Below are 11,462 nucleotides of genomic sequence, written 5' to 3'. Positions count from 1 at the left end.
AGGGTAACAGCCCTCACTCGGTCTCTTCCGCATCCAGGAGTTCCATGTTCAGGCCGAGGCCGCGGACTTCTTTCACAAGAACGTTGAAGCTCTCGGGAACGCCCGCTTCGAAGTTGTCCTCGCCCTTGACGATCGACTCGTAGACCTTGGTCCGGCCCGCCACGTCATCCGACTTCACCGTCAGCATCTCCTGCAGGGTGTAGGCGGCGCCGTAAGCTTCCAGAGCCCAGACCTCCATCTCACCAAAGCGCTGACCACCGAACTGCGCCTTACCGCCCAGCGGCTGCTGGGTGACGAGGCTGTAGGGCCCGGTCGAACGCGCGTGGATCTTGTCATCCACAAGGTGGTGCAGTTTCAGCAGGTACTTGATGCCCACGGTGACGGGGCGCGCGAATTGCTCGCCTGTCCGACCGTCGAACAGCACCGACTGGCCGGATGTGTCAAAGCCCGAGCGCATCAGCGCGTCGTTGACGTCGGCCTCTTTGGCGCCGTCAAAGACCGGGGTCGCGATCGGGACGCCGTTGGTGACATTGTCTGCCGCCTCGACCAGATCAACCTCGTCCATGACCGAAATGCCTTCTTCATAGACATCCTCGCCATATGCGAGCTTCATCGCCTCGCGCACCGGAGTCAGATCGCCGGAGCGGCGGTATTCACCCAGAGCCTCGTCGATATTCACACCCAGACCACGCGCAGCCCAACCCATATGGGTTTCAAGGATCTGACCAACGTTCATCCGCGACGGAACACCCAATGGGTTCAGACAGAAGTCAACCGGAGTACCATCGGCCAGGAACGGCATGTCTTCCATCGGAACAACCTTGGAAATCACACCTTTGTTCCCGTGACGACCAGCCATCTTGTCGCCCGGCTGCAGCTTGCGCTTCACAGCGATGAAGACCTTGACCATCTTCATCACACCCGGCGGCAGGTCGTCGCCACGGCGAACCTTCTCGACCTTGTCTTCGAACCGCGCGTCCAGAGCACGCTTCTGCACTTCGTACTGCTCGTTCAGAGCCTCGACGACCTGTGCGTCCCGCTCGTCCTCAAGCGCCAGCTGCCACCACTGACCACGGGTCAGGGTATCCAGCAGATCCTCGTTAATCTCAGAGCCTGCCTTGACGCCTTTCGGACCTTTGACGGCTTTTTTGCCCAGGATCATCGACTTCAGGCGTGCATAGATGTTGCGGTCGAGGATGGCGAGTTCGTCATCCCGGTCACGGGCCAGACGCTCGACTTCCTCACGCTCGATCTGCAGCGCACGTTCATCTTTCTCGACGCCGTGACGGTTGAAGACACGCACCTCGACCACGGTTCCGAAATCGCCCGGTTTGACGCGCAAGCTTGTGTCACGCACGTCGGATGCTTTCTCGCCAAAGATGGCGCGCAGCAGCTTTTCTTCCGGTGTCATCGGGCTTTCGCCCTTCGGAGTGATCTTGCCGACCAGAATATCGCCCGGCTCAACATCCGCGCCGATGTAAACGATGCCCGCCTCGTCGAGGTTGCGCAGCGCCTCTTCACCGACATTCGGGATGTCGCGGGTGATCTCTTCGGGGCCCAGCTTGGTGTCACGGGCCGCGACCTCGAATTCCTCGATATGGACCGAGGTAAAGACGTCATCGCGCGCGATACGCTCAGAGATCAGGATCGAGTCTTCGTAGTTGTAGCCATTCCACGGCATGAAGGCGACGACGACGTTCTTGCCGAGCGCCAGTTCCCCCATATCGGTGGACGGACCATCGGCCAGCACTTCGCCCTTCTGAACGGTCTGACCCACCTTCACCAGCGGGCGCTGGTTGATGCAGGTGTTCTGGTTCGAGCGCTGGAATTTGCGCATCCGGTAGATGTCCACACCGGCGTCGCCCAATTCCAGATCCTCGGTTGCCCGGATCACGATCCGCTGGGCGTCGACCTGGTCGATGATGCCGGCGCGTTTCGCCATGATCGCAGCACCAGAATCGCGCGCCACGACTTCTTCGATCCCGGTGCCGACCAGCGGCGCCTCAGCCCGCAGAAGCGGGACCGCCTGACGCTGCATGTTCGAGCCCATCAGAGCGCGGTTGGCGTCATCGTTTTCAAGGAACGGGATCAGCGAGGCCGCGACCGAGACCAGCTGTTTCGGGCTGACGTCAATCAGGTCGACAGCATCGACAGGCGCGAGCGTATAGTCGCCGGACTGACGGGTGTTGACCATCTCGTTGATGAACCGGCCCTCACCGTCCAGCGTCGCGTTGGCCTGCGCCACGGTGTGACGCATTTCCTCGGTCGCTGACATATAGTGAACCTCGTCGGTCACTTTGCCTTCTGTCACGACACGGTAGGGCGTTTCGATAAAGCCGTATTTATTCACGCGGGCAAAGGTCGCCAGCGAGTTGATCAGACCGATGTTCGGGCCTTCAGGCGTTTCAATCGGGCACATCCGGCCATAGTGGGTCGGGTGCACGTCGCGGACCTCAAAGCCCGCACGCTCGCGGGTCAGACCGCCGGGGCCAAGTGCCGAGAGGCGGCGTTTGTGGGTCACTTCGGACAGCGGGTTGGTCTGGTCCATGAACTGCGACAGCTGCGAGGAGCCGAAGAATTCGCGCACGGCAGCGGCAGCAGGTTTCGCGTTGATCAGATCCTGTGGCATGACAGTGTCGATCTCAACGCTGGACATGCGTTCCTTGATCGCGCGTTCCATCCGCAGCAGGCCAACGCGGTACTGGTTTTCCATCAGCTCGCCGACCGAACGCACACGGCGGTTGCCGAGGTGGTCAATATCGTCCACGTCGCCCTTGCCATCACGCAGTTCCACCAGCGCCTTGATACAGGCGATGATGTCTTCCTTGCGCAGGGTACGCTGCGTGTCTTCGGCATCCAGCGCCAAACGCATGTTCATCTTGACCCGGCCAACGGCGGACAGGTCGTAGCGCTCGCTGTCGAAGAACAGCGTGTCGAAGAGCGCCGAGGCCGCTTCGACGGTGGGTGGCTCGCCCGGGCGCATCACGCGGTAGATATCCATAAGCGCGGTATCGCGGCCCATGTTCTTGTCTGCCGCCATGGTGTTGCGCATGTAGGGGCCGACATTGATGTTGTCGATGTCCAAAACCGGAATGTCGGTGATGCCCGCATCGATCAGGTCCTTGACAGTGCCGCCGATGAGTTCGCCGTCCTTGTCATATTCCAGCGTCAACTCATCACCGGCTTCGACATAGATCGCGCCCGTTTCTTCGTTGATGATATCCTTGGAGACGAACTTGCCCACGATATGGTCGAACGGCACTAGCAGATCGGTGACCGCGCCCTCTTCGATCAGCTTCTTGACAGCGCGCGGGGTGACCTTCTTGCTCGCTTCGGCAATCACTTCGCCGGATTTCGCGTCGACCAGATCATAGGTCGGGCGGGTGCCGCGCACACGCTCGGGGAAGAACGGGGTGACCCAACCTTTCTTCTTCTCCAGCTTGAACGGCACGGTGTTGTAATAGGCATCCATGATGCCTTCCTGATCGAGACCCAGCGCATAAAGCAGGGTTGTCACCGGCAGTTTGCGGCGACGGTCGATACGGGCAAAGACGATATCTTTGGCGTCGAACTCGAAATCCAGCCAGCTGCCGCGATACGGGATGATGCGACAGGCAAAGAGCAGTTTGCCCGAAGAATGGGTTTTGCCCTTGTCATGGTCAAAGAACACACCGGGCGAGCGATGCATCTGGCTGACGATCACCCGCTCGGTGCCGTTCACGATGAAGGTGCCGTTCGGGGTCATCAGGGGCATGTCGCCCATGAAGACATCCTGTTCCTTGATGTCCTTGACCGACTTGGCACCGGTATCCTCGTCGACATCGAACACGATTAGGCGCAGGGTGACCTTCAGCGGCGCGCTGTAGGTCATGTCGCGCTGCATGCACTCTTCGACGTCGTATTTGGGACGTTCCAGATCGTATTTTACGAACTCCAGAACGGAGGTTTCGTTGAAGTCCTTGATCGGGAAGACCGACTGGAACACGCCCTTGATGCCTTCGCCGTCAAGCGGCAGGTCGGAATCGCCGGAGCGCAGGAAGAGATCATAGGAAGATTTCTGGACCTCAATGAGGTTCGGCATATCCAGAACTTCGCGGATTTTGCCGTAATATTTACGAAGACGTTTCTGGCCAAGGAACGTTTGAGCCATGTCAGATGTCACCTTTCAGGTTCTCAGCGGTCAAGACTGCCGTCGGGCCCCGGCAGCTTGCCCCTACGAGACAGCAGGTCCGGATCAATTCATGGCCACCGTCCCGAGTGGCGGCCTCCCGATCCGAAAACCCTGCCTTAGAAAGCGCTCTATCGGGCAAAGCCCTTTCTAAGACAGGTTCGGCTGGACCCGGATTTCTCCGGGCCCAGCCAAATTATGCGGCACATCATTGATGCGCCTGCCGAATGGCTTAGGCCACTTCGACTTCGGCGCCAGCTGCTTCCAGCTTGCCTTTGACTTCTTCAGCTTCGTCTTTCGACACAGCTTCTTTGATCTTGCCACCCGCTTCGACCAGTTCCTTGGCTTCTTTCAGGCCAAGACCGGTCAGTGCGCGGACTTCTTTGATCACGTTGATTTTCGAAGCGCCGGCGTTCTTCAGAACGACGTCGAATTCGGTCTTTTCTTCCTCGGCTGCGCCACCGGCGTCAGCAGGGCCAGCCATGACAACTGCACCGCCAGCGGCGGGCTCGATGCCGTACTCGTCCTTGAGGATGGTTTTCAGTTCTTGTGCTTCCAGCAGGGTCAGACCCACGATGCTTTCTGCGAGTGCTTTCAGATCAGCCATTGTATCAGCTCTTTCCGTTTTTCAGTGTGTGTTCCAACGTCAGGGTGCTCACCCCACGCCGGTCATTCAGTGCCAACCGCTTACGCAGCTTCCGCCTTCTCTTCGATGGTCGAAAGGATGCTTGCGATGTTGCTTGCAGGTGCGCCAATTGCGCCAGCGATGTTCGAAGCAGGTGCGCCGATCATGCCCGCGATGGTAGCAATAAGCTCCTCGCGCGACGGCATTTTCGACACGGCTTCGACGCCGGCACGGTCCAGAGCGTTCTCACCCATCGAACCGCCAAGGATTGCGAACTTCTTGTTCTCCTTGGCGAAGTCCTCGGCCACCTTGGCTGCTGCCACGGGGTCCTCGGAATAGGTCAGAACAGTCATCCCTGTCAGCAGGTCAGCGATGCTTTCACACGGCTTACCCTCAAGGGCGATTTTGGCGAGCCTGTTTTTGGCAACACGCACAGATCCACCCGCCTCGCGTGCACGCGCGCGCAGATCCTGCATTTCAGCAACTGTCAGACCGACGTAGTGGGCAACCACAACGACGCCAGAGCTTTCGAAGATCTGGCCGAGTTCCTCGACCACTTTCTCTTTCTGGGCTCTATCCACAGTTCTCTCCAAGTTAGGGATGTCAGACATCCCGGCTCATATTTGCCGCGGCCAGGGCCCCGGCGTTCAGGTCCGTTGTTACGGGGTTGAGCCAAAATTCGCCCGAAGGTCACGCCCTCGATCTCATTGGTCTTTACCCGTCTCAGGCAGGAAATTAAGACCCCTTGCAGGGTCACCCACCGTCTTGGACGAAACAAAATAAAGCGCACGACGAATCGCACGCTTTATTCCGCAGCCCTATTTAGGCCAGAGTGGCGGGGTTTCCAAGAGGTAAAGTGACAGATTCACCCACTTCGGCACGGGGTCTGCAGGTTACTTTAGGTAATCTTCTCTCAACTTTCGCCGCAGCACTTTGCCGGACAATGTCACGGGCACTTCATCGACAAAATTGACCCGCTTCGGGATCTTGTAATTGGTCAGCCCAGCGCGACAGGCAGCAAGTATCGCATCCTCGGTTACGCTCTTATCGGCACGAACAACAAAAGCGGCGGGAACTTCGGCGGATTTCTCGTCCGGGATTCCGATAACACCGACCTGAACCACACCCGGCACCGTTGAAATGACATCCTCGATCTCGTTTGGCGAGACGTTAAAGCCGGAGACGAGGATCATGTCCTTCTTGCGGTCAACGATTTCAAGGAAGCCGTCTTCATCCATGACACCGATGTCACCGGAATAGAGCCAACCGTCGCGTAGTGTCTCGGCCGTGGCATCCGGGCGGTTCAGATATCCGGTCATCAGCGTCGGGCTGCGCGCAATCACCTCTCCCGGTTCGCCCAGCGGCACATCATTGCCGTTCTCATCCACTATGCGAACTTCTGCCCCCGGCACCGGAATGCCGACTTTGCCCAAGCGGTTATTGGACGGTGGGTTCAGCGTGAGAACACCGGCGATTTCGGTCATCCCATAGCCCTGATGGATAGGGATGCCGGTCTGATCCTGCCATTTGGTGGCCACGCCGACCTGCTGCGCGGCGCCGCCCGATGCGCAGAAACGTATGTTTTCAAACATCCTTCTGTCGAACCAGGGCTCGACCATCATGGCGGCAAACAAAGTGTTGATCCCGGTGAACCACGTGGGATTGTATTTCTCAAACGCCGTTTTTAGGTTCGAAATCGGGCGCGGGCTGGGCACCAGCACCCCGTGACCACCGATTTTCAACGCTGCGACGAAGATCAGCACATACGCGGTGATATGATAAAGCGGCAGCACCACAAAGGCGGTTTCACCACTGTCTCCCAACTCACTCTCAGTCATCAGAAACGCTTGATGGGCATTCAGCACAACGGCTTCATGGGACAACTCGGCACCTTTGCTGCGCCCGGTCGTACCGCTGGTGTATTGAAACAAGGCCGTATCTGTTGGCTCAACGTGATCAGAATAGACAGCTACGTCCTTGCCCTGAACGGATTTGCGGCCCCGGGCCAGCGCCTCAGACATCGTGACATGCGGAGTCAACATGTGTGGGATCACCTTTCGCACTCGTTTCAACACGAAACCAAGCAAAGCTTTCTTGAGCGCCGGAAAAAAATCGACCAGCGACAGAGTGATCACATGTTTGACACCCGTTTGCCCGATCACCTGGTCGACCTTGTCGCCGAACAGATCGATAATCACCAGGACGGTTGCGTTGCTGTCGGTCAGCTGATGTTCAAGCTCCTGCGCGGTATAAAGCGGATTGACATTGGTACTGACACACCCGGCCTTTGCGATGCCTAAGGATGCCACGCAAAACCCGATGCAGTTGGGGGCCATCAATGCGACCGTTTCGCCAGCCGCAATCCCAAGATCTTCGCGTAGAAAGCCCGCGAAATGATCCGACAGCGCGTCCAGTTCGGCATAGGTGATCGTGGTCTCCGACCCGGTCGGTAGGATCGTCGTCAGCGCAGGACGATCACCATAGGATCGGCTGGCCGCCCTGAACAACTGTGCAAGGGTCCGGTTCTCGGTGCTGGCCGGATCGAATGTCAGAGCCGCCTGTGAATAGTGTTTTTCCCATGGCTTCTGCATATCTGACCCCTCTAAAAAACCGTTGCTTGACAATGCGCTTGGCAATCACCCTACAAAAATCGCGCAATCTTACAAACCAAACAGACGAGGACGGGCGCTCAGCGCCGAGTGGCCAGTAGCCGCACACCGCTCAAACCGCCGATTTTGTACTGTCCGACAAAGAAAGCATAGGCGCTGTCCCAGCTTTCGAAATGCGCCAGACCGAAACGGTCTACCGTCTGGTCTTTCAGGCTGCGGTACATCGCAAGGCGCTCGATCAGAATATCGCGCCAGATCTCACCCAGATCATCCGCCTGCCTCACTGTGAAGCCGGCCCGCTCAAGCCGCTGGCAATATTCGGGGATCGTGCACAGCCCTGCAAAGGCCAGCTCCCTTTCCAGCCGCTCTCGGCTCTCGCCCGAGGTCGCTTCAGTGGCAACGATATCGGTAAATGCCAGCCTGCCGCCCGATTTGAGAACCCGCGCGGTCTCGCTCAGGACCTGACCCTTGTCGGGTATATGGCAGAACGCTTCCTGACTGATGGCCACATCGAATTCATCATCCGGAAAAGGCGAATTCATCGCGTCGGCGCAATGGAATGTCACGCGATCCGCCTGCCCTGTCATCCGGGTCAGCCGTTTCGCGCCCTCGATCCGGCTGGCGGTCAGATCGACTCCGGTCACCCGGCACCCGTAGTTGCGGGCAAGATACCGCGCCGGCCCGCCCAACCCGCAGCAGATATCCAGCACATGATCGCTCTCCGTGAGGCCCGCCCGCTTGGCCAGAGCGTCATTTGCCGCAACTCCCGAATAGTGGTCCTGATCATAGGCCTGAAGTGTCTCTTCGGTCAGGGTGTCCAAATCCACACCGTCCCGCTCCAGTTTTTCCAGGATTTGCGGCAGGCTGATCGGATGGCTGTCATAGAAGGTACGTACTTCTGCCAGATGGGTATCTTTGCTCATTTGGTACTCCGATGGTCTGCTCGCGATGCATGTCTGCCCCCATCCTGCACCGCTTCGGAAGCGACCGAAACCCGTCAGGCGCGCATTAGGTCCCAACCGTCCATTGGCTGCCGTTGACATCATGCAAACTGTCCTGTCCATTTGCCCGGGCGCTGGTCGTGCAGCCAGCGGCGCGCCCTCCCTGACCCACAGTAGCACCACAGATCACAAATGCTGACCCTTTCCCAACATGAAACGCAGCTTGCGTCGACCTATGTGGACGAGTTCGCAAGGGCCTGCCTTGGCGGTGCCAGCCCGACCTTCGACTGCATCTATCGCTCAAGCAATTTTCCCCAGACGCGTCTCGTCATGCGGGTCAGCACCGCCGATGAGTCCTACGCGCTGAAGATCGACTCCGAGTCGCCCCTGACCGGGCGACTGAAGGCAGAGTTTGGAGTCCTGCAGGACCTGCACACCTATTTTCAGGGCAATGAAACCTCACAGGTCGTGCGCCCGGTGTATTACTCGCCGGGACACGCCTTTTTCGTCACCGTGTTCATCGACCGGCCCACGGCGGTTGATCTGATTTATGACTCCCCTGATGACGGCAAGGTCGCGCAGGTCTATCGCCGGGCCGGGTCCTGGCTGCATGACCTGCACCGCTTTCGCACCCCCACACATATACCGTTCTGGCCGCAATGGATGATGGAAAGCACCCGGGAACTGGCCAAAACCGCCCGGCCCGATATCGCGCAGGACTGTCGGATGATGATGAACATCATGCGCGCCGATGCCGGGCGGCTGCGTAGCCAACCCGATCTGCGCGTCTTTTCACATGGCGATTTTCACGGGTTGAACCTAATCCTCGGCCAGGGCACGGTTTTCGGGTTGGATTTCACCGAAGTGATCGAGAAACTGGCGGTCTATGACATTGTCGATTTCCTGAAGGCGGATGTGTTCCGCGATGATACCGGACAAGATCTGGACCGCAGCGGTATCCTCAGGAAAAACAAAGAGATGTTCTTTCGACTCTACCGCCACCCAATCGATATGGACATACTGGATTTCTGCATCCGGGGAAGGCTGCTGAAAGACTGGCTGGAAATATCGGGTGAGGACTACAATCCAACCGAGTTCGAGGCACAAAAATCCCGACACCTGCAACACCGGCTGCGGCGGGCACTTACCGAGCCCGTCACCGTGGATTGACCCAGACTGGCCAGCAGGTCATGCAGGCGCGCATAAAAAACCCGGGGCGCGGTTCGCGCACCCCGGGGTCTGATCTTCTGGCCCGAGGGCCTTGGCTTATTCGCCCGAGGCGCTTGCCACGTCGAGGGTCACGCCGGGGCCCATGGTCGAGCTCAGCGCGATTTTCTTCATGTAGGTGCCCTTGGCGCCTGTTGGCTTGGCTTTGGCCACAGCCGAGATGAAGGCACGGACGTTTTCGACCAGCTTGCCTTCGTCGAAGGACGCTTTGCCGACACCGGCATGCACAACGCCGCCTTTTTCCGCCTTGAACTGAACTTCGCCGCCCTTCGCTGCTTCCACGGCCGCTTTCACGTCCATGGTCACGGTGCCGACCTTGGGGTTCGGCATCAGGTTGCGGGGACCCAGAACCTTGCCCAGACGACCGACGATCGGCATCATGTCCGGTGTTGCAATGCAGCGATCGAATTCGATGGTGCCGCCCTGAATCGTCTCCATCAGGTCTTCGGCGCCAACTATGTCCGCGCCTGCGGCCTGTGCCTCTTCGGCTTTGGGACCACGTGCGAACACGGCAACGCGCATGGCTTTGCCGGTACCGTTGGGCAGACCGACCACGCCGCGTACCATTTGGTCTGCGTGGCGGGTGTCAACGCCCAGGTTCAGAGCGATCTCGACGGTTTCGTCGAATTTCGAAGTTGCATTGGCCTTGACCAGAGCAACGGCTTCTTCGACCGACAGGTTATTCTTGCCAGCCACTGCTTCGCGCGCTGCGCGGGTGCGTTTTCCGAGCTTTGCCATCTTACTTCACCTCGATGCCCATGGAGCGGGCAGAGCCCAGGATGATCTGCATTGCGCCCTCGATGTCGTTGGCGTTGAGATCCTTCATCTTCGCTTCGGCGATCTCGCGCACCTGCTTCGAGGTGACGGAGCCGACGATCTCGCGGCTGGGGTTCCTGGCACCCGATTTCAGCTTGGCGGCCTTCTTCAGGTAATAAGACGCAGGCGGCGTCTTGATGTCCATGGTAAAGGACTTGTCCTGATAGTAGGTGATCACGGTCGGGCACGGCGCGCCGGGCTCCAGATCTGCGGTCTTGGCGTTGAACGCCTTGCAGAATTCCATGATGTTGATGCCGCGCTGACCCAGCGCCGGACCAACCGGCGGAGAGGGGTTGGCTTGACCTGCAGGAACCTGCAGCTTCATTGTACCAGCAAGCTTCTTGGCCATCTGGTTTTCTCCTTTTAAAGCATCCGAACCACCGCGATGGCCGGACAGGGTTGCCCGTGGTCCGGTGCCGTCACGCGTGACGACCGCCTTCCACGAATGTGTGGGATTTCCCGTGCGGAAATCCCCGGTTCAGCAGATCACGATTGCTTCGTGACCTGCGTGAAATCCAGCTCGACCGGAGTTTCCCGACCAAAGATCGAGACGGTGACCTTGAGCTTCTGGTTGTCGTCGTCAACGCCTTCGACCATGCCGTCGAAATCCTCGAACGGGCCGTCGTTGACCTTGACCTTTTCGCCGATCTCAAAGGTGATCAGGGTGCGCGGCGCATCTTCGCCTTCCTGCACTCGGTTCAGGATCTGGTTCACCTCGGCATCGCGCATCGGCATCGGGCGGCCCTGCGGACCCAGAAACCCGGTGACGCGGTTGATAGAGTTGACCAGGTGATAACCCTGATCGGACATTTCCATATGCACCAGGACGTAACCGGGCATGAAGCGGCGTTCGGTCGTGACCTTCTTGCCCCGGCGCACTTCGATCACCTCTTCGGTGGGCACCAGAACCTCGTCGATCTCATCCTCAAGCCCAAGCTCGGCGGCCGAGGTGCGGATCTGCTCTGCGATCTTCTTCTCGAAATTCGAGAGAACGCTGACCGAGTACCACCGTTTCGCCATGAACTTGCCGTCCTTGTCCTGCTTGCGATGCGCCCGTCTGCCGAACTGCATCTGAC

The 11,462-nt window shown here is 58.8% G+C and carries 9 protein-coding genes; 1 reads left to right on the top strand and 8 read right to left on the bottom strand.

The genetic code is table 11. The annotated features are described in order from the left end of the window. Positions 1-13: 13 nt before the first annotated feature. The 5 genes from rpoB to AB1E33_RS21760 form a co-directional block, all read right to left on the bottom strand. Entirely contained in the window at positions 14-4,150 is a 4,137-nt protein-coding gene (gene rpoB, locus AB1E33_RS21780) for a DNA-directed RNA polymerase subunit beta (RefSeq protein ID WP_372579347.1), read from the bottom strand. A gap of 250 nt (positions 4,151-4,400) precedes the next feature. After that, positions 4,401-4,775 carry a 50S ribosomal protein L7/L12 gene (gene rplL / locus AB1E33_RS21775; RefSeq protein WP_249709250.1) on the bottom strand — a complete coding sequence of 125 codons (375 nt, stop codon included), beginning with the start codon at positions 4,773-4,775 and terminating at the stop codon, positions 4,401-4,403. Positions 4,776-4,855: 80 nt separating this feature from the next. After that, positions 4,856-5,374 (bottom strand): 50S ribosomal protein L10, encoded by a 519-nt coding sequence (gene rplJ / locus AB1E33_RS21770; RefSeq protein ID WP_249709248.1) that lies wholly within the window; start codon positions 5,372-5,374, stop codon positions 4,856-4,858. A 312-nt stretch (positions 5,375-5,686) separates the two neighbouring features. After that, positions 5,687-7,384: an AMP-binding protein gene (locus AB1E33_RS21765; protein ID WP_372579346.1), complete on the bottom strand. Its 1,698-nt coding sequence runs from the start codon at positions 7,382-7,384 to the stop codon at positions 5,687-5,689. 98 nt (positions 7,385-7,482) lie between these two features. Then, positions 7,483-8,325 (bottom strand): class I SAM-dependent methyltransferase, encoded by an 843-nt coding sequence (locus AB1E33_RS21760; RefSeq protein ID WP_372579345.1) that lies wholly within the window; start codon positions 8,323-8,325, stop codon positions 7,483-7,485. A 210-nt stretch (positions 8,326-8,535) separates the two neighbouring features. Between AB1E33_RS21760 and AB1E33_RS21755 the strand changes: the two genes are divergently transcribed. After that, a complete protein-coding gene (locus AB1E33_RS21755) occupies positions 8,536-9,513 on the top strand; it encodes a phosphotransferase (RefSeq protein WP_372579344.1) in 978 nt (325 codons plus the stop codon). 96 nt (positions 9,514-9,609) lie between these two features. Here AB1E33_RS21755 and rplA read toward each other — a convergent pair whose 3' ends face one another. From rplA to nusG, 3 genes are all read right to left on the bottom strand, one after another. After that, positions 9,610-10,308 (bottom strand): 50S ribosomal protein L1, encoded by a 699-nt coding sequence (gene rplA, locus AB1E33_RS21750; RefSeq protein ID WP_372579343.1) that lies wholly within the window; start codon positions 10,306-10,308, stop codon positions 9,610-9,612. 1 nt (position 10,309) lies between these two features. Next, on the bottom strand, positions 10,310-10,735 hold the full coding sequence (gene rplK, locus AB1E33_RS21745) for a 50S ribosomal protein L11 (RefSeq protein ID WP_372579342.1): 426 nt from the start codon (positions 10,733-10,735) through the stop codon (positions 10,310-10,312). 137 nt (positions 10,736-10,872) lie between these two features. Continuing rightward, positions 10,873-11,406 carry a transcription termination/antitermination protein NusG gene (nusG, locus tag AB1E33_RS21740; protein ID WP_372579429.1) on the bottom strand — a complete coding sequence of 178 codons (534 nt, stop codon included), beginning with the start codon at positions 11,404-11,406 and terminating at the stop codon, positions 10,873-10,875. Between the last annotated feature and the right edge of the window lie 56 nt (positions 11,407-11,462).

The organism is Ruegeria hyattellae (genome assembly GCF_041537925.1).
Classification (GTDB): domain Bacteria; phylum Pseudomonadota; class Alphaproteobacteria; order Rhodobacterales; family Rhodobacteraceae; genus Ruegeria_C.
Note: the sequence above shows the minus strand (reverse complement) of the source record. Positions and strands in the feature narration are given on the sequence as shown.

What these genes read in the sequence shown, in the direction of transcription:
- rpoB (WP_372579347.1), bottom strand. Translation starts at nt 4,150, where the DNA reads ATGGCTCAAACGTTCCTTGGCCAGAAACGTCTTCGTAAATATTACGGC.
- rplL (WP_249709250.1), bottom strand. Translation starts at nt 4,775, where the DNA reads ATGGCTGATCTGAAAGCACTCGCAGAAAGCATCGTGGGTCTGACCCTG.
- AB1E33_RS21765 (WP_372579346.1), bottom strand. Translation starts at nt 7,384, where the DNA reads ATGCAGAAGCCATGGGAAAAACACTATTCACAGGCGGCTCTGACATTC.
- AB1E33_RS21760 (WP_372579345.1), bottom strand. Translation starts at nt 8,325, where the DNA reads ATGAGCAAAGATACCCATCTGGCAGAAGTACGTACCTTCTATGACAGC.
- AB1E33_RS21755 (WP_372579344.1), top strand. Translation starts at nt 8,536, where the DNA reads ATGCTGACCCTTTCCCAACATGAAACGCAGCTTGCGTCGACCTATGTG.
- rplA (WP_372579343.1), bottom strand. Translation starts at nt 10,308, where the DNA reads ATGGCAAAGCTCGGAAAACGCACCCGCGCAGCGCGCGAAGCAGTGGCT.
- rplK (WP_372579342.1), bottom strand. Translation starts at nt 10,735, where the DNA reads ATGGCCAAGAAGCTTGCTGGTACAATGAAGCTGCAGGTTCCTGCAGGT.
- nusG (WP_372579429.1), bottom strand. Translation starts at nt 11,406, where the DNA reads ATGGCGAAACGGTGGTACTCGGTCAGCGTTCTCTCGAATTTCGAGAAG.